The sequence below is a fragment of the Mucilaginibacter lappiensis genome (assembly GCF_900155965.1).
GTDB lineage: Bacteria > Bacteroidota > Bacteroidia > Sphingobacteriales > Sphingobacteriaceae > Mucilaginibacter > Mucilaginibacter lappiensis.
Map to the genome: position 1 here is coordinate 1 of NZ_FTMG01000030.1, position 17,281 is coordinate 17,281.

Sequence of the window (17,281 nt, forward strand, 5' to 3'; positions counted from 1 at the left end):
TGCGGTGTAGTGATGCAGGATGGCTTTATTTTTTCCGACACGATAGAACGTAACATTGCCGTAGGCGATGACTATCCGGATAAAGCTAAATTGCGGCATGCTATAGAGATAGCTAATATTCAGGATTTTATTGATGGTCTTCCTTTAGGCCTCAATACCAAAATAGGTTCGGAAGGAAACGGCATCAGCCAGGGACAGCGCCAACGGATGCTGATCGCACGTGCTGTTTACAAAGATCCGCACTATATATTTTTTGATGAAGCCACTAACGCATTAGATTCCAATAATGAAAGAGTGATCATGGATAACCTGCATCAGTTTTTTGAAGGACGTACCGTTCTCATTGTAGCGCATAGGCTAAGTACCGTAAGTAATGCCGATAATATTATTGTTTTGGATAAAGGGCACATCATTGAACAGGGGACTCATCATGAATTAACAGCTTTGAGAGGTGATTACTATAGGTTAGTTAAAAACCAATTAGAATTGGGAACTTAGTAACTCGGGTAGGCCATAAAAAAAGCATTGTTTAAAATTAATCCGCAGAATTGAAAAATCAATTTGTAACTTATTTAGGAACTGACCATTTTTTACCTGGCGTGCTGGTATTGAATCATTCCCTTCGTTGCTGCGGAGGGTACCGTCTATTAGTATTAACCACTGAACATATCAGTGATGCCGTGCTGCAATTATTCACGCGAAATGCGATAGAGTACCGTCCTATCCGGTCCATCGTTAACCCGAATGATTTGCGGGAAGACCCTCGAAACTACAAATACACTTATACTAAATTAAGGGTCTTTGAGCTTCGCGGTTTTGAGAAGGTCGTTTACCTGGATGCGGATATGATGGTTTGCACTGATCCCGGCGAATTATTTGATTATCCTCATTTTTCGGCGGTCGTTGCCGGAAGTTTATTACCGCGAAACCAATCCTGGAAGGATTTAAACTCCGGACTAATGGTTTTAGAACCATCACCGGCTTTGTTTGACGACATGGCTGCCCTTTTTGAAGAGACACCCTCGGGTGACGGAGGGGATCAGGGATTTTTACAAAATTATTTTAAAGCGTGGCCACAACATCAGGAGCTGCATTTACCTCATAAGTACAATGTTCCGGCCGGGTTCCTCAATGAATATTGCCAGGATCACGGATTCGACTTTTCGTATCGGCGGAAAAAATTGAGAACCAATGTCTCAGTTCTGCATTTTTTTGGTCCTTTGAAGCCCTGGGATATTAAAAGAAATTGGTTTGTCCGCAGTACAGAAGATAAACTGGAACAGGCGCTTTTGTTATGGTGGGACACCTACTTATTGGTTTTGAAATCACTAAAAACAACTTATAATGCATTTTGAGCCTGAAAACAACCCCACTCGAGCTATAAGTATTTCTTTCTGTACGGTGTGTATGAATCGCTTACATCATTTAAAACAAACATTACCTCAAAATATTAAAGATAATATACACTACAAGGAGGTCGAATTTCTGATACTGGATTACCATTCATCCGACGGTCTTCAGGAATGGATATTCACCTGTTATCCTGACCTCATTTCTTCGGGAACAATTAAGTTTTACCGCACAGAGGAACCGGACTATTTTTTAAGAAGTCACTCCCGCAATATGGCATTTAACAACGCAAGCGGAGACGTACTTTGCAATATAGATGCTGATAATTTTACCGGCCCTGCTTTTGCTGATTATATCAATGATTTTTTTGCTGCCAACGAAAACTGCTTTATCACCCCGGCTTATACCTCGCGCGATGTTATGGGCAGGCTTGTCGTTAGCAAAAAAGATTTTCTTAAGGTACGGGGCTATAATGAGCAATTGGAGGGATATGGTTATGATGATGTGGAAATTTATAAAAGACTGGAAACGAATCATCTGCGTCATGCCTATATAAATGATAACAGGTATCTTTCGGTTATACATCATTCCCACGTCGAAAGGTACGAAAATGAATATCTTGCGCAAAATGTCGTGAAAATGATGATCTGCTATCTACAGCCCGACCGGTCCCGGTTGTGCTATTTTTACAAAGACGGCAGGTATGAATGCGGTGAGATTATGGATCCGTCAGTGATGAGTTACGAGGCAGGGCAGGGAGGTGATGATATTGTGCTGGACGGCGACTGGGAGGAGGGCCTATGGAAACAGGAGAAACATTCAATTACAATGGTGAAAGCTAACCGCTCCACAGAATGGATTAGAAATCAATTGCAGAATAGTTATTCGGATGGGCAAAGCGTTTTTTTTGAGATTACTGAGCAGGAATTATCCGATCAGGTGGTGTTGATCAGGACGGAGATAGCTAACCGAAAAATATTCACTGATAACCTGAAAAGAACTAAATTTCAAATAATAAATCCTGATGGTTATGGGAAAGGACACGTTAAACGCTGTTATGATTCTGAATAAAAATGAGCTGATACGTGCGGCTTTATATTATTCTGCTTATGAGTGGGAATGCCTGTTTGATCGCTTTCTTAATCCTTTTATGGAAGAAAACAAGGCTGACCTGGTAACTTATTATATATTTCTTTCGAATTATAGGGGGGATCATGTCCGTCTGATCATGAAAGCAGTTGTAGGTAAGGAACAATTGATTATTGACAAGCTCACAAAGGGTTTCGAAAACTTCGTTAATGTTAACCCGTCGGGTGAGCCGTCATTGCCTTTCCAGCCAGGTAAAGGCCTTTGGATGAATTTTTTGAATAATTCAATGGCGATGAATAATTTCGATGCAATGACTCTACTACAGGTGTCGCTGTTTGATGACTTAGCCGAGTTGCTTTCCAAAATTATTCAATATTATGCAGCCCGGGCCGTCGCCAGCGATATGGAAAGCAAAATTGAATTTTCCATTTCTTTGCTGATCCATCTATTTAAACCATTTTCCTTTGATATCGCCATGGAATTCCTGCAAAGTTTGATGGAGAGTGGCATCCAAACATCAGAATTAAGCTTGTTGCCGGATGTGGTGCGTGATGGAATGGCAGATGCGGCCGTTACAGCTGCAGAAAACTTTGATTTGTTGACAGAGCTACAAACGTCAGAAATGACCGTTACCGATCAGGGTGATGAATTATGTCGTTTATGGTTAGCGGCCTGTTCGTCTAAATTAAACAGCGATTCCCATTACGCTTCTGTGCTAGCCATGGTCTTGAATCAATATACCCAGCAATTCGGCTTTGATGAGTTATCAAAAATTTACCTTTGGCAATTGTTGAAGACATTTTACTCACTTACCATCAGTAATTCGATAAGCTGAAATGATCTTAGGAAATTGTTATGGACTGCAAATAGCTATGATCGGGGTGAAATGAAGTAAGATGGATTTGCAGCTATCCTAACAAAAAAATTAAGAAGCTATATAAGATTTGCGCTGGTAAGCAAGCCAGCACCTATAAAAATCAAACAAAGCCCCAAAAAAGCCGCCTCATTCAAAGCGGCTCTTAAGAAATATTTAACGTACTACTGGTGGACTTTCTGGGGATATTGATCATCTGGTTCTGGAAATGCACGGTAAACAATTCTGCTACACTTCGATCATTTTAAACGATTGAAGAGCCCTGAGAGGAATCGAACCCCTTAGCTAAGCTACCTTTCAACTATTTAAAAACTTTAGTTGTTCTACTAAGTAATTCGAATTCTGCACAGTATGGATACAGAGAGCACCAGGAAGTCATTCCGGAATTTGTACACTAATATTGCAATAGTTATGATGAGTGTAAAATAAAACAAAAAAACGGCAAAAGCAGCTTTTTTGCTTTATAGAAGCATCACAGTAATTAAACTAAGGGTATCCCTAATTTCTGGCGCCAGTAATCGGTTACAAATATCTGCCTGGAATCTACTTGCTGTCTCAAATTCATCCAAGTGTGCCACTTGGGATATAATTTAGATAGATAAGTTGCGACTGGCATACCATTAACAGTGTCAGGAATGTATTTTCCCCAGTGTGGGCGGTAGTTAAACGGTGCGAATAAATCCCAGAAATTTTGGTAAAATGTTGCAGGGTCGCCCTGATTATTACCATACCAAAACACATCTATCCGGATAACATCACGATTATAAGCTGGACTTAGCCAAAAAGGACTTTTTTTGGCCGCATAAATTTCACAGCTAAAACTAAGGTCAACAGTTATTGGCTGGACATCATAATAACCCTTTAATGCTTGCATCACTTTCTCTGTGTCGCAAATATCTATCCAAAGCTCTGTAAACCAAACCGGCATCAGTTTATCGCTCATCTGGTTGTCCATAGGTATACCTGTGTACCAAAGGTCTGAAAACAACTGCGGTCCTTTATTTTTATTGGTAGGTGTATCAACGGCAACAAAAATGTCCATTATTGCGGGGAATATCTTTGTTGCATAATTGCTCTCTACCAAAGTTTTAATAATTTCATACTCTGCAGGCTTATCAGCCAGAAGTTTTTGCAGCCATGTTGGCCACTGGCCAATAGCATTATATATAAGATTAGCAACAACATTTGCGGGATCAGGGCTGCTAAAAATATAGGGTACTTCTTCGTAAGGTTTTAATCCGTCGGCAGATGGCTGAACACCCATTAAGTCATAAGCATGCGCTGCCCAGGCTTCAGCTCCGGCCTTATCTGTACGTTTTGCCTGCCAAACCACCATTCGCGACAGATCCTGCTTATTATTTTGCTGCGGCCACCACATTAACCGTGTGTATTCTGTTTTCTCTAAAAAAGTTTGCAGGCCTGGTAATTTGCTCGGCCAGGGTCCGAACAGGTTGATCAGTGAACATTTATCGGTGTATTCAATGGTTTCTGACCCCTGAATATAAAATTGAGGAATACACTTAAAAGTTGCAGAAACAATAATACCCATTAAGCCCATCGAAGCTAAACCCGTCGAATGAAATTGTTGTGGAACGCTAATATTATATTCATATAAATAAGGAACCGCGTAATCTCCTTCTGCCATATATGTAACTACCTCTATAGAATCGAGCGCATCTTCAAACGAATATTGCGTTGAACCACCCGATGAACCAGTGGACAGAAAACCACCAATAGTTTGATGCGTTATCCCACCCAGGTCAGGAAGTGCGAGCCCCAAGTTATCTAAAATATAACACAGGGAGTTGTCAACGGTGGAGGTTTTTGTAGGATCGAAAGGGTCATGACCGAGGTGGCAGCCTGCCTGAACTTTTACAGTGTTCGCATCAATCATCGTCACAGCGTACATTTTGGAGAGCATAATGTACTTGTAGGGCCTACCGGTTGATGATATTTGTTCTTTTTCCGTAGTTCCGATTAATGGAAATGAGTGGCCTGAGCCGCGAACACAAATGATCTCATTTTTGTCCAGGGCCTCCTGCACCAGTGCAATTACATCATCGTTGCTTTCCGGCAGCCAATAGGTTGCGCCATTTACAATTATTGTATCCATTGTTTAAAGGTTTAAGTTTCAACTAATAGTTATTTTAATACTACAAGATAATTAAATAATAACCGCACCTTGATGTATCATTCTGTTCATTTTCTTTCGTCCTTTATCTATGAATCACTGGTCAGTGTCAGCGGAATATCCATGTATGTTGCTGGAATACTTCGAGAATCATTTTGGGCTTTTCAATATTCCCGGTTAATACATCTTTCATGGCCTGTGCCGAAATAGGAAGATCAGAGTAATTCAGAATCTTTTTAACATGGAATATATGCTGTTCAAAAGAATCAAGATATTGGTTTAGTTCCTTCGTTGCTTCCTTTGCTCCGCTCGCCCGGCCCGCGTTGGCATTCCACCTCGATTGTTCACACCTGCGCTTGGTGGAAAGCTCTACTGCCTTTCCATCCACAGTGATTTTCGCATAAATAAATCTGGTGTTTTCTTCTTTGTTTTTGGGTTGCTTTAAAAAGAACAATAACCCAAACGTTTTTTCTAACATAAAACATAAATAAAAGTTAAACAAAAGTACATTTCAGCCATTTGGTATACAAGATGCGCGCCTCTAGAACATGCTGTAATTCAAATGGTTATAAGTCATTCGTGGCGTCTTTTTGTTTTTTAGTGCGATTTTGAAAAGACGCTACGAATGACGCAATAGAGTTATGCGATTATTTGCGATTTTTGATAGGTAGTGTAAAAGAAAAAGCCCCTTAATCTTGCAATTAAGGGGCTTTTGACACTTTTGTTAATGTAAGGAGCGGAGAGCTAGGGATTCGAACCCCAGGAACCTTTCACAGTTCAACAGTTTTCAAGACTGCCGCAATCGACCACTCTGCCAGCTCTCCGGCGACAAAAGTACAAATCCGGACTGAATTACCAAATCTGTTTACCGTTTTTTTTCAATTATTTAATATTGGTGAATAAGTTTTTGACACTCAGTTGGTTAATTTTTAGAAGCGTCTGTTTTTTTGTTCCGGAAGCTGTTATAACGAGGTTTTACGATACGAATGTTGCGTTTTGAAAGCTCAATACTGGCGTTTAATTCAAATCCGATGAGCAAAATTAGCGAATTGAGGTACATCCATAACATCACCACAATGAGTGTTCCGATAGATCCGTACACCTTGTTATATGATGAGAAATTGTTAATGTAGTACGAAAATCCTAATGAGGTTAACACGGCCAGACCGGTAGCTAAAATTGATCCTGGGTTAATAAACTTCCACTTTTTTTTGTGGGCAGGGGCGTAGCGATATAAAAATGAAACCGTAACAAAAAATATAACAATGATCACTATCCAGCGAAGCAGAAATATAGGGTATATCCAGAAATGGCTTTTACTATCCAGGTGGTGTCTTATAGAGCTAATAAGGCCCTGTCCGGCTATCATAATGCCTATGGCAATAATAAGAGCCAAACTAATAGCCATCGTCAATCCCAGGGCCACGCCACGCCTTTTTATCCAGCTGCGCCTGTCTGTTATCAACGACGACTTATTAAAGGCCTTCATGAGGTTCGTTACGCCGTTGGTAGAAAAGTATATGGTAGAAAGGAAACCAAAGGACAGTAACTTTCCATTTTGATTCTTGATGATATCAATAATCGTGTCGTTAAAAGCAAGATAGGCATTTGTAGGCATAATGCTGGCCAGTATACGCAGCAGCTCCCTTTGAAAATTATGAATAGGGATATAAGGTATCAGCGTAAACAAAAATATGGTGGCCGGAAAAATGGCCAGCATAAAACTATAAGCCAATGACGATGCACGGTTAACCAGCGAGCTGTTGGTGATCTCTTTAATAAAAAAAACGACCACAGTATACAGGGGCAAAGGGCGAAAACCCGGCAGGATGATAACCTTTGTCCAGTCAACAATGTATCTGTAAAAACTAAACCGGAGCAGAAAATGGTGCAGCCATCTCATTAAACCAAATCTACTTAAAAAACGGTATTAATTTATCAATGAAATCCTGGGGTGGCAGGCAGGGGCGATTTGTTTTCATGTTGATGAATACCAGCAATGTTTCACCCTGGTTGATCAGTTCGCCTTTAGGGTTACTTAACTCATATCTGAAATGGATGCGGATGCCGGGCATTTTGTCCATGACCACCTTTACGCTGATCTCTTCATCATACAGTGCCGGTTTCAGGTACTTACATTTCAATTCCAATACGGGCATCATAATACCCGATTGTTCCATACCGCTATAAGTTAAACCCAGGCTGCGCAGCATTTCTACACGGCCAACCTCGTAAAACTCGGCATAATTGCCATAATACATATAGCCCATCTGGTCGGTTTCGCCGTATCTGACACGTATTTTAGTAGTATGCTCAAACATTAGCGCATGATGTTTCGCTCGTTAAGCGCCTGCTGAAATTTATGCGCGTTCACCAAATGATCGGCCACGTTGGTGGCAAAGGCATGATAGCCCGAAAAATCGGCCTTGGCACACATATAAAGGTAATCGTTCTTCTGATAGTTCAATACCGCTTTTACCGCGGCAACCGATGGCATCATGATAGGTCCCGGAGGCAAGCCTTTATGCAAGTAAGTATTATATGGTGAATTATATGACAGGTAACGGGTTAATACGCGCTTAATAGTAAAATCATTCAGGGCAAAGATTACAGTAGGATCTGCGTCCAGTGTCATGCCTTTTTTTAGCCTGTTCAGGTACAAACCGGCCACAGCAGGCATTTCATCATCATGCAGCGCTTCAGCATCAACAATAGAGGCTAAAATAGACACATGGGGCAGGGTTAAATTCAATGCAGCGGCCTGTTGCTTGCGCTCGGGTGTCCAGAATTTTTCGTAATTGGCGTACATCTTTTCAAAGAATTTCTCTGGTGATGTATTCCAGTACAATTGATAGGAGTTGGGCATGAATATGGTATACACATCATCGGTAGTAAAACCATATTTAGATACATAGCTGGCGGAATCCAGAAGGTTGATGATGGCGGTTGAATCAGGCTCAATCTTTTTAGATACAAAACCAGCAAACTGTTCCTTTTGTCTTAAGCCATGAAACTCCAGCTGAACGGGTTCCTGCGTACCCGATGCCAGCATATTGATGAGTTTACGGTTACCCATACCCCGATGCAGGTGATAGCGACCTGGTTTTACCCGTTTAGGATAGTTCATATTTACAGCCGCCCAATTAAATGAGGCGGTATCTTTAACCATATCCTGCTCCTGTATGGTTTTTAATACCTGGTCAAAAGTGGCGCCGGTGTGTATATATAGGTATTCCTGTTTGCCCGTAACATTGGGGCCAAAGTATTTTAAGTAATAATTGAAACCGGTAAAGCCCAGCAATACAATAATAATGAGCACCAGGGCTATGATGAATTTTTTGAGTATACCCTTCGACGGCGCTTTCTGTTCTGTCATGATAAATAGATATTTATAGAGTCAAGATGTTAGAGTCAGGGATCAAGATCTGAATAATATTAAAATCTGGGCAAAATTAACCCATTGTAATTGCTTTTCTTGATTCTTGGCTCTAATATCTTGATTCTTGATTTAATTATTTTAGTTTTTGGAGGGCTATCAATCCGCCGCTTAAATTTTTAACATCAAGATAACCATTTTGCTGCAATATAGTTTGTGCTGTTTTACTGCGCAAGCCAACTTTGCAGATAACGATAATCTCGTCTGTTTTGTTGTAGTCCCAGTCACTAATCACTTCTTCCAGCTTGAGTAAAGGAATATTGAGTCCGCCTATATTATAAGTATGGTATTCCATTGTCCCGCGTACATCTACCAGGTTCAGCTGCTCACCATTGTTCAGGCGGGCTAATAACTCAGTAGCATCAATTTGTTGGGGCATCGGGCGTTTTTGTACCTTGAGTTACGGTTAAATTAATACGGGTACCTATGCTGGCTTTACTTGCCGAATCGGTTTTCATAGGATACTGTGATACTACAACCACATTGGTGGAGTCCGTAATGCTTCCCTGGTAAGTAATGGTACCGATGGTAAGACCAGCTCCCTTAATGGCAAAACGTGCTGCATCCAGATCAAGTTTAACCAGTTCCGGGATCTCCACTTCGCTGGCACCTTCACCATCGCCCAAAACCAGGTCAATTCGTGAACCTTTTGGTATTTTGGTGCCTGCTTTGATCACTTGACCGCCAAAACGAACTTCCAGGATACGATCTCTTGCAATATCAGAGCGATAAGTAGTATCGCCAATTTTTAAACCATAGTTTGACAGGGTTGCCACCGCCTCGCGGTAACTGCTTTGTTCCAGATCGGGTAGCGAAATGTTGGGCGCTTGCAAGGTTACCATGGTGAGGTAAATAACACGGCCTTCCTTTACGTTGGTGCCTGCGTCAGGGTCTTGCTCTACAATAGTTCCTGGAGCTACATCCTGTACATAAACCGAGTCTATCTTATAATCAAAACCCTGTTCTTTTAGCATCGCGGTAGCCCTGTCAATCAGCTGTCCCTTGAGTTTTGGTACAGGTATGCCGGCTCCATGATGGGTATAGTATCCGAGGCAATAAAAAGCTATTAAAACGATGACTATTACCGAAATAATAGCCATGATAATGTTATTGCGAAATGATTTTGTTTTTAAATAAGCCCCAAATTTGCTCATTGGTATTTGCTTCAAATTAAGTATCAAACATAGCAATAATTTCGGATTTCGGATTTGAGATTTCGGAATTAAGGAAGAGTCATTTAGGAATTTTGATTTTCATTTTGGTATATTTCAGACTATTATCCTAATTTCGGAATCGAAAATAGGAGGCTTTCGGAGGGGATAAAACAAATAAAAAATCCCAAATTGAACATCCGAAATCCGAAATCAAAATAAATCGAACATCCGAAATCCGAAATGAAAAAAAACATAGCCCTTTTGGCCGGTGGTTTTACCGGTGAATATGAAGTATCTATAAACAGCGCCAGGAACATAGCGAACACTTTGCCTGCCGAAAAATATAAGGTTTATACCTTATTAATTAAGCGCGACAGGTGGTTTTATGAATCGGAGAACGGCCCGGTTGATGTGGACAAGAACGATTTTACCATTACCGTGAACGGCGAAAAGATCAAATTTGATTTCGCGTTTATTACCATCCACGGCACCCCTGGTGAAGATGGTAAGCTGCAAGGTTATTTTGATATGCTACGCGTCCCGTACAATACCTGTGATGCTACCACATCGGCCATCACCATGAACAAGGCTTATACCAAAACCCTGGTGAATGGTATACATGGCTTACACACCGCTCATTCCATGCGCCTATTTGAAAAGGATATGCATGATGTGGCTATTATTGCCGCTACGTTGAAATTTCCGCTGTTCATCAAACCTAACAATGGTGGCAGCAGTGTAGGCATGAGCAAGGTTTATAATGTGGCAGGTTTACCAGATGCATTAAAAAAAGCCTTTCACGAAGATCAGCAGATATTGGTAGAAGAGTTTATAAAGGGCCGGGAATTTAGCATTGGTATAGCTCGCCTGCATGGCAAAATAACGGTTTTGCCAGCTACTGAGATCATTACCTCTAAAGACTTTTTTGACTATGAAGCCAAATATACCGCAGGTGTAACAGAAGAGATAACCCCGGCCGACCTGACTACTGAGCAAAACGAACGCATAGCCAATATCGTGACAGAAGTGTACAGTCGCCTGAATTGCAAAGGCATGGTGCGGATAGATTTTATTTTGCTGGAAGGATCAAATGATTTTTATTTTATTGAAGTAAATACTACACCAGGACAATCGGCAGCCAGTCTGATACCACAGCAGGTAAGGGCCGCAGGCATGGACCTGGGTGAGTTTTACAGCGCGTTGATTGAAGGAGCGATATAAAGAATTTCGGAATTCGGATGTTCGATTAACTTCGTTGAGGGCTTCGCCGTTTGGGATTTAATTATTTAAATGAGTAATTGTAGAGACGCATATTTGCGTCTCTTTTTTGTAACAAAGGTTCGCAGTTTATCATCAAAACGTCAATGCTAAAATTTATAAATTTCAGAAAGCTATATGGAGGCTTTCCTGCACTAAAGATTGATGGGTTTTCCATTGATTCGGGTATATACTGGATAAAAGGGGTAAATGGATCGGGGAAGAGTACACTGCTTAAATCAATAGCCGGTATATTATCTTTTGAAGGCGATATTTTGCTGGATAACAGTATCAGCATTAAAAAACAACCGGTTGAATACAGAAAGCTGGTGAACTTTGCCGAAGCTGAACCCATATTCCCTGAATTTTTAACCGGTCAGGAATTGATAGCCTTGTTTGCACAAGCCAAAGATGCGCCGGTAGGGCAGGAGCAGCATTATATCGATACCATGCAGATGCAAGCTTATGTAAACCGACCGGTTGGTACATATTCCAGCGGGATGCTCAAGAAACTATCGCTGGTACTCGCTTTTATGGGAAAACCTAAACTGATCCTGTTAGATGAGCCATTGATCACCATTGATACAGCTTCTTTAAAAATACTCAATAGCTGGATAGCCGAGCGTTATAACCAGGAAGGAACGAGTTTCCTGCTATCATCGCATCAGGCCCTGGAACATGCGGAACTGCCCATAGCCCGCGAATTGCTGGTAGAAAACCAAACCCTCCAATTTATTGCCTGATGCAACAGCCACTCACCAAAGTACTGCTCAAAATATTTGCCGGTGGCTTTTACCAGGTACATGCTGCTATATTACTGGTTGTGTTTTTTATCATGATTGGGGCAGTACCAGGCAATATGCTTGTTACTTACCATAAGTCCTTAATGCTGGCTATGACCAGCAGTCCAGTGATGCTGGCTTTGGCAATAGGGTGCTGGTTTGTTTATATATTCAAAAGCTGGCATTATGTAGGCTCCCAGCTTTTTGCACCCGATAAACAATTTCTGTTTTACAGCAGTACAGCATTGAGCTCTTCCGAACAGCGTAAAAGCTGGTATTATGTACAAGCTGCTATTTTAGCGCCTGTTATTATTTATGCACTGCTGGCTGTTGGGGTAGGGCTGGCACATCATTTTTATATACTGCCTGCAGTGATCTTATTATTTTTAACCGTAATGATCTGGTGTAGTGCCCTGATATATGTGCGCACGATGAACGGCCTGATTGATGGCAGTAAGCAATCGCTTTTGCTTAGATGGAGTAGCAAATGGCGTAAACCCTATTTTAGCCTATATGTCTATCATGTTTTTGACAATAAAAAAGTGCCTTACTTTATCACCAAAGGATTATCATGGCTCATCATTAGCGGGGTATTTTATTTATTTGCTGATGTAAGTACCGATACGAGAGTAGCAGGCATAGCCATACTGGCGGTGATCACGGCACATGTGGTGTTGATATTTGAAGAACGCCGTTTTGAAGAAACCAAACTGAGCTTTGCCCGTAATTTACCTATCAGCAGGCTCCGGTTGTTTTTAAACTTTGCCGGTGTTTATTTCTTTTTGCTGCTGCCCGAAAGTGTTTGGCTTTTCAGTAAGTTTCACCCACTAATGGCTCTGGAGCTATTGCTGACCGGATTAAGCATAGCCCTGCTGTTTCACAGCCTGCTGTATTGGTTTGGCCTTAATATGGATAGATACCTTCAATGGATCCTCGGTCTGTTTATTGTGCTGTTTTGGATAATTATGTTCCGCCTGCTTTGGGTGCTGATACCGTTGAACCTGATGATAGCTTACCTGCTTTTCTATAATAATTATTACAGGTATGAGGGGATGGTGAGCGACAAGTAGGTTGTACGTTTGACGTGATACGTTGTACGCAAAAAGGAAGCTTAAACGTATAACATATTACGTCAAACGTATAACTTATATCTGGTAATGCTCAATCACATCCTGTGGGATCTTAGCTCCGCGACCGGTGGCCATATCGATCATCACATAATCAAAATAACCATCGCAGCTTATTTTGCCGGTACCTTTATTGGTGATGCTGAATTGTACCCGGCAGCCTTTCTCGTTAATGGTTTCGATGCCTGTTTTTACAATAAAGTAATCGCCCATGGCCAGGGGGCGTTTGTAATCGACATGGGCAATGCGTATCACCCAGCCAAAACCGCGCTCCATGAATTTTTCCATGGCCATACCATAGCAGCGTTCCATCTGATCGTACCGGGCAGCCAGCACATAATCAAAGTATTTGCTGTTATGCACATGCTGAAACATATCAATATCATCGGGGCGTACGCGGAGTTCGGTTTCAAAGGTGGAATACATAGTAAGTCAAAAGTAAAAATTCAAAATTCAAAAACTCTGTTATTTGAAAAATATCAGAGTTTATCAAAATGTATATGCCAAATTAAGTGTGGTTTAACAGGTAGAGGCTTTTGAATTTTTACTTTTGAATTTTGACTTAATTCACTATCTTTGCACCCACAATTAATTAATCATTCACGCTTTAATATTATTCAAGTAATGTATTTAGGTAAAGAAGCAAAGGCAGAGATCTTTGCAAAACACGGTAAAGGTGCTACAGACACAGGTTCTGCAGAAGGACAAGTAGCATTATTCACCACCCGTATTGCACACTTAACTGGTCACCTGAAAAAGAACAAACATGATTTTTCGACCCAGTTATCACTTCAAAAATTAGTAGGTAAACGCCGTGCATTACTGGCATACTTATTCAAAAAAGACATTGAAAGATACCGTGCTATCATCAAAGCTTTACAGCTAAGGGATATCATTAAGTAATTATCTCCGTTTTTATTTAAAAGCCATCCTGATTTAGAGGATGGCTTTTTTACTTTTGAACAAATTATTATACACACATAAAAAACCGGTGCGCTCCGAAAGATGAAAAGCGCATCACAACAAAAACAAGATGAGTTTAAACGTAATTAAAAAGGTTATTGATTTAGGTGACGGCCGCACCATTGAGATCGAAACCGGAAAACTGGCCAAACAAGCCGATGGCTCTGTAGTAATTAAAATGGGTGATACCATGTTATTAGCTACTGTAGTATCATCACTCGAAGCGAAAGAGGGAGTTGATTTTTTACCCCTTTCTGTTGACTATCAAGAAAAATACGCTGCCACTGGTCGTATACCAGGTGGTTTTTTACGCCGCGAGGCCCGTTTATCAGACTATGAGGTATTAATCTCTCGTTTGGTTGACCGCGCTTTACGCCCTATGTTCCCAGAAGATTATCACGCTGATACTCAAGTGATGATCTCTTTAATATCTGCCGATAAAGATATTATGCCTGATTGTCTTGCCGGTTTGGCAGCATCAGCGGCCCTGTCGGTTTCTGATATCCCTTTTAACGGCCCTATCTCTGAAGTTCGTGTAGCTAAAGTTGATGGTCAGTTAGTGATCAACCCAACTTTAAGTCAGTTAGAAAATGCAACTTTAGAGTTTATTGTTGCAGGTTCTGAGCATGACATCAATATGGTTGAAGGTGAATCAAAAGAAATTCAGGAAGCTGAATTGGTTGAAGCCATCAAATTTGCGCACACTGCTATTAAATTACAGTGTTTAGCTCAAAAAGAATTAACCGCCGAAGTTGGTAAAACTGTAAAACGTGTTTACAGCCATGAGCACAGCAACGAAGACTTGAAAAAAGCGATCTACGCTGCTACTTATGACCAGGTTTACGCTATCGCTTCTTCTGCATCAGCAAAAGACGAGCGTTCAGCTAAATTTAAAGAAGTTCGTGACACTTACATCGCTACTTTAGGTGAAATTGATGATGTTACTAAATTCCTGGCAAAAAAATATTACCACGATGTTGAGTATGATGCTATCCGTAACCTGGTATTAGACGAAGGTAAACGTTTAGACGGTCGTACAACTACTCAGATCCGCCCGATATGGAGCGAAGTTGGTTATTTACCATCTGCTCACGGTTCTGCAGTATTCACCCGTGGCGAAACCCAATCATTAACCACCGTTACCTTAGGTGCTAAGGATGATGAGCAAATGATTGATGGTGCGTTCATCAACGGATACCAGAAATTCCTGTTACACTACAATTTCCCTGGCTTCTCAACCGGCGAGGTTCGTCCTAACCGTGGTGCTGGTCGCCGCGAAATTGGTCATGGTAACCTGGCTATGCGTTCATTGAAACAAGTATTACCATCTGAAGACGAAAATCCATACACTATCCGTATCGTATCTGATATCCTGGAGTCAAACGGTTCGTCGTCAATGGCAACAGTTTGTGCCGGTACATTGGCGCTGATGGATGCTGGTATCAAAATCAAATCTCCGGTATCAGGTATCGCGATGGGATTGATCACCAACGAAATGGGTACCAAATATGCTATCCTTTCTGATATTTTGGGTGATGAAGATCACTTAGGTGATATGGACTTTAAAGTAACCGGTACTGAAAAAGGTATTGTCGCTGTTCAAATGGACTTAAAGATCAACGGCTTGTCATACGAAGTGTTAACCAACGCTTTGAACCAGGCTAAAGATGGTCGTTTACATATCCTTGGTGAAATGGCTAAAACCATTACCCAGCCACGTGAAGATTACAAACCACACGCTCCGCGTATTGTTACCATTAGAATCGACAAAGAATTTATTGGTGCAGTTATCGGGCCCGGTGGTAAAATTATCCAGGAAATGCAGCGCGAAACAGGTGCAACCATTTCTATCGAAGAAAAAGACAACCAGGGTATTGTTCAGGTATTTGCCGATAACAAGGCTTCTATCGATGCAGCTTTAACCCGTATCCGTAACATCGCTTCAAAACCAGAAGTAGGTGAGATATATGAAGGTAAAGTAAAATCAATAATGCCGTTTGGTGCATTTGTTGAAATTATGCCTGGTAAAGATGGCTTATTGCACATTTCTGAAATTGATCACCGTCGTATCGAAACGATGGACGGTATATTCCAGATTGGCGACGAGGTAAGGGTTAAATTGCTTGATGTTGATAAGCAAGGAAAACTAAAACTTTCAAGAAAAGTATTACTGCCGAAGCCAGAAGCGCCAAAAGCTAACTAATTATTGAATTTTTGCATACAAAACCCTCGTAACGAGGGTTTTGTTATTTAGTCTGTTTTGTTCGTGTTTTTTTTGAAAAAAAATTAAAACAAAACAGGCTTATTTGAACTTTAGTAAAATTGAGAGATAGTTTGATAAAACCATACAGTCCGATCCTGCTTGAGAGAAAACATGACTTCTTCTACTAATGATCCTTTAGATTTTCTAAATAACAATCCGCATGGAATACAGTCGGGCGCGCAGACTGATCTTGTCCAGCTGTTGTTATATGAGATCATTAGGGTAAAAGACCTCATTGTATATTACGACTCCATCCCCAACGGAGGCGGCCAACTAGGCTCATCTATCCTGAACGAACTGGTATCCGAAGCCTACAGCTCACTGGTCAATTACGATACCATACTCATGAAAAAATACTACGACTTGCTGCTTAACTGCGATTAAGCCTTCTGCTCCCGAAGGGAGAAATGTTTGAATTACATTTCTTTTCTTAACCCTTTTTGTCATTCTGAACGCAGTGAAGAATCTATTCTACACCTTTTCTTCCGGTTTGCATAGTTCACTAATAGATCCTTCGTTCCTACCCATGACATACTTAATTAAGCAGGTACAAGTTTCATATCTAATTCGAGGGCTAACTTTTCTAAGCGCTTCTTTTTCTGCTGGATAAGGATCGTTTGATAGGCCTCCATACCTCTTTCAACGAACTCGTTTCCCTTGACGATCAGGCGCCAATATTGAGCGGCAAGTTTTCTTGCAGTAGCCTTTATGGCGACTGCCGGCCCTTTACGTCCCCTTAGCCGCCTGGCAAACGCACCCCAGCCAATGTATTTGCTGTTCAGCAAGCCCTGGGCCATTTGTTTGAAGATCTGACCGACGGCAGGTTTACCCTTACTTTTACTTTTGTTCTTCTTG

At 41.1% G+C, this 17,281-nt stretch carries 18 protein-coding genes, 1 tRNA gene and 1 pseudogene; 10 read left to right on the forward strand and 10 right to left on the reverse strand.

Annotated elements, in window-relative coordinates; all coding sequences use genetic code 11:
* The 4 genes from BW976_RS28625 to BW976_RS28640 form a co-directional block, all read left to right on the forward strand.
* Positions 1 to 498 (forward strand): ATP-binding cassette domain-containing protein (locus BW976_RS28625; RefSeq protein WP_139332463.1); only part of this gene is annotated, 498 nt, incomplete at its 5' end.
* A 50-nt stretch (positions 499 to 548) separates the two neighbouring features.
* Positions 549 to 1,355, forward strand: coding sequence for a glycosyltransferase (locus BW976_RS28630; protein WP_076379094.1), 807 nt, complete (start codon positions 549 to 551; stop codon positions 1,353 to 1,355).
* On the forward strand, positions 1,345 to 2,421 hold the full coding sequence (locus BW976_RS28635; protein WP_076379096.1) for a glycosyltransferase family 2 protein: 1,077 nt from the start codon (positions 1,345 to 1,347) through the stop codon (positions 2,419 to 2,421). The genes BW976_RS28630 and BW976_RS28635 overlap by 11 nt, the downstream gene beginning before the upstream one ends.
* A complete protein-coding gene (locus tag BW976_RS28640; protein WP_076379098.1) occupies positions 2,408 to 3,274 on the forward strand; it encodes a hypothetical protein in 867 nt (288 codons plus the stop codon). The genes BW976_RS28635 and BW976_RS28640 overlap by 14 nt, the downstream gene beginning before the upstream one ends.
* Before the next feature lie 520 nt (positions 3,275 to 3,794).
* On the opposite strand, the gene BW976_RS28645 is transcribed toward BW976_RS28640, so the two are convergent.
* The 8 genes from BW976_RS28645 to BW976_RS28675 all read right to left on the reverse strand — a co-directional run bounded on the left by BW976_RS28645 (position 3,795) and on the right by BW976_RS28675 (position 10,034).
* Positions 3,795 to 5,426, reverse strand: a complete 1,632-nt coding sequence (locus BW976_RS28645) for a D-arabinono-1,4-lactone oxidase (protein ID WP_076379100.1) — start codon at positions 5,424 to 5,426, stop codon at positions 3,795 to 3,797.
* A 127-nt stretch (positions 5,427 to 5,553) separates the two neighbouring features.
* Complete coding sequence (locus tag BW976_RS28650) at positions 5,554 to 5,922, reverse strand: Arm DNA-binding domain-containing protein (RefSeq protein WP_076379102.1); 369 nt, start codon at positions 5,920 to 5,922, stop codon at positions 5,554 to 5,556.
* Positions 5,923 to 6,181: 259 nt separating this feature from the next.
* Positions 6,182 to 6,268: transfer RNA gene (locus BW976_RS29660), tRNA-Ser, on the reverse strand.
* 98 nt (positions 6,269 to 6,366) lie between these two features.
* A complete protein-coding gene (locus tag BW976_RS28655; protein ID WP_076379104.1) occupies positions 6,367 to 7,347 on the reverse strand; it encodes a YihY/virulence factor BrkB family protein in 981 nt (326 codons plus the stop codon).
* A 10-nt stretch (positions 7,348 to 7,357) separates the two neighbouring features.
* The gene (locus BW976_RS28660) at positions 7,358 to 7,765 is read right to left on the reverse strand and encodes an acyl-CoA thioesterase (RefSeq protein WP_076379106.1); all 408 of its coding nucleotides are present in this window, start codon (positions 7,763 to 7,765) and stop codon (positions 7,358 to 7,360) included.
* The gene (mltG, locus tag BW976_RS28665) at positions 7,765 to 8,820 is read right to left on the reverse strand and encodes an endolytic transglycosylase MltG (RefSeq protein ID WP_076379108.1); all 1,056 of its coding nucleotides are present in this window, start codon (positions 8,818 to 8,820) and stop codon (positions 7,765 to 7,767) included. Before mltG ends, BW976_RS28660 begins: the two co-directional genes overlap by 1 nt.
* Before the next feature lie 136 nt (positions 8,821 to 8,956).
* The gene (locus tag BW976_RS28670; protein WP_076379110.1) at positions 8,957 to 9,259 is read right to left on the reverse strand and encodes a rhodanese-like domain-containing protein; all 303 of its coding nucleotides are present in this window, start codon (positions 9,257 to 9,259) and stop codon (positions 8,957 to 8,959) included.
* Positions 9,243 to 10,034, reverse strand: coding sequence for a PASTA domain-containing protein (locus BW976_RS28675; RefSeq protein WP_076379112.1), 792 nt, complete (start codon positions 10,032 to 10,034; stop codon positions 9,243 to 9,245). Before BW976_RS28675 ends, BW976_RS28670 begins: the two co-directional genes overlap by 17 nt.
* A 240-nt stretch (positions 10,035 to 10,274) precedes the next feature.
* Between BW976_RS28675 and BW976_RS28680 the strand changes: the two genes are divergently transcribed.
* The 3 genes from BW976_RS28680 (at position 10,275) to BW976_RS28690 (ending at position 13,143) form a co-directional block, all read left to right on the forward strand.
* Positions 10,275 to 11,255, forward strand: a complete 981-nt coding sequence (locus BW976_RS28680) for a D-alanine--D-alanine ligase (protein WP_076379114.1) — start codon at positions 10,275 to 10,277, stop codon at positions 11,253 to 11,255.
* A gap of 143 nt (positions 11,256 to 11,398) precedes the next feature.
* Positions 11,399 to 12,034 (forward strand): ABC transporter ATP-binding protein, encoded by a 636-nt coding sequence (locus BW976_RS28685; protein ID WP_076379116.1) that lies wholly within the window; start codon positions 11,399 to 11,401, stop codon positions 12,032 to 12,034.
* Positions 12,034 to 13,143 carry a hypothetical protein gene (locus tag BW976_RS28690; protein ID WP_076379118.1) on the forward strand — a complete coding sequence of 370 codons (1,110 nt, stop codon included), beginning with the start codon at positions 12,034 to 12,036 and terminating at the stop codon, positions 13,141 to 13,143. Before BW976_RS28685 ends, BW976_RS28690 begins: the two co-directional genes overlap by 1 nt.
* A 75-nt stretch (positions 13,144 to 13,218) precedes the next feature.
* On the opposite strand, the gene BW976_RS28695 is transcribed toward BW976_RS28690, so the two are convergent.
* Positions 13,219 to 13,626 carry an acyl-CoA thioesterase gene (locus BW976_RS28695; RefSeq protein WP_076379120.1) on the reverse strand — a complete coding sequence of 136 codons (408 nt, stop codon included), beginning with the start codon at positions 13,624 to 13,626 and terminating at the stop codon, positions 13,219 to 13,221.
* Between the two features lie 198 nt (positions 13,627 to 13,824).
* Between BW976_RS28695 and rpsO the strand changes: the two genes are divergently transcribed.
* The 3 genes from rpsO (at position 13,825) to BW976_RS28710 (ending at position 16,810) form a co-directional block, all read left to right on the forward strand.
* Positions 13,825 to 14,103 (forward strand): 30S ribosomal protein S15, encoded by a 279-nt coding sequence (gene rpsO / locus BW976_RS28700; RefSeq protein WP_076379122.1) that lies wholly within the window; start codon positions 13,825 to 13,827, stop codon positions 14,101 to 14,103.
* A gap of 130 nt (positions 14,104 to 14,233) precedes the next feature.
* Positions 14,234 to 16,366, forward strand: coding sequence for a polyribonucleotide nucleotidyltransferase (pnp, locus tag BW976_RS28705; RefSeq protein ID WP_076379124.1), 2,133 nt, complete (start codon positions 14,234 to 14,236; stop codon positions 16,364 to 16,366).
* Positions 16,367 to 16,537: 171 nt separating this feature from the next.
* Positions 16,538 to 16,810 (forward strand): hypothetical protein, encoded by a 273-nt coding sequence (locus BW976_RS28710; protein ID WP_076379126.1) that lies wholly within the window; start codon positions 16,538 to 16,540, stop codon positions 16,808 to 16,810.
* A gap of 155 nt (positions 16,811 to 16,965) precedes the next feature.
* Here the strand turns inward: BW976_RS28710 and BW976_RS29665 are convergent.
* A pseudogene (locus tag BW976_RS29665) lies at positions 16,966 to 17,281 on the reverse strand (hypothetical protein); the annotation flags it as partial.

Coding starts and splice junctions, on each gene's coding strand:
- BW976_RS28635 (WP_076379096.1), top strand. CDS start 1,345: ATGCATTTTGAGCCTGAAAACAACCCCACTCGAGCTATAAGTATTTCT.
- BW976_RS28640 (WP_076379098.1), top strand. CDS start 2,408: ATGATTCTGAATAAAAATGAGCTGATACGTGCGGCTTTATATTATTCT.
- BW976_RS28645 (WP_076379100.1), bottom strand. CDS start 5,426: ATGGATACAATAATTGTAAATGGCGCAACCTATTGGCTGCCGGAAAGC.
- BW976_RS28650 (WP_076379102.1), bottom strand. CDS start 5,922: ATGTTAGAAAAAACGTTTGGGTTATTGTTCTTTTTAAAGCAACCCAAA.
- BW976_RS28655 (WP_076379104.1), bottom strand. CDS start 7,347: ATGAGATGGCTGCACCATTTTCTGCTCCGGTTTAGTTTTTACAGATAC.
- BW976_RS28660 (WP_076379106.1), bottom strand. CDS start 7,765: ATGTTTGAGCATACTACTAAAATACGTGTCAGATACGGCGAAACCGAC.
- mltG (WP_076379108.1), bottom strand. CDS start 8,820: ATGACAGAACAGAAAGCGCCGTCGAAGGGTATACTCAAAAAATTCATC.
- BW976_RS28670 (WP_076379110.1), bottom strand. CDS start 9,259: ATGCCCCAACAAATTGATGCTACTGAGTTATTAGCCCGCCTGAACAAT.
- BW976_RS28675 (WP_076379112.1), bottom strand. CDS start 10,034: ATGAGCAAATTTGGGGCTTATTTAAAAACAAAATCATTTCGCAATAAC.
- BW976_RS28680 (WP_076379114.1), top strand. CDS start 10,275: ATGAAAAAAAACATAGCCCTTTTGGCCGGTGGTTTTACCGGTGAATAT.
- BW976_RS28685 (WP_076379116.1), top strand. CDS start 11,399: ATGCTAAAATTTATAAATTTCAGAAAGCTATATGGAGGCTTTCCTGCA.
- BW976_RS28690 (WP_076379118.1), top strand. CDS start 12,034: ATGCAACAGCCACTCACCAAAGTACTGCTCAAAATATTTGCCGGTGGC.
- BW976_RS28695 (WP_076379120.1), bottom strand. CDS start 13,626: ATGTATTCCACCTTTGAAACCGAACTCCGCGTACGCCCCGATGATATT.
- rpsO (WP_076379122.1), top strand. CDS start 13,825: ATGTATTTAGGTAAAGAAGCAAAGGCAGAGATCTTTGCAAAACACGGT.
- pnp (WP_076379124.1), top strand. CDS start 14,234: ATGAGTTTAAACGTAATTAAAAAGGTTATTGATTTAGGTGACGGCCGC.
- BW976_RS28710 (WP_076379126.1), top strand. CDS start 16,538: ATGACTTCTTCTACTAATGATCCTTTAGATTTTCTAAATAACAATCCG.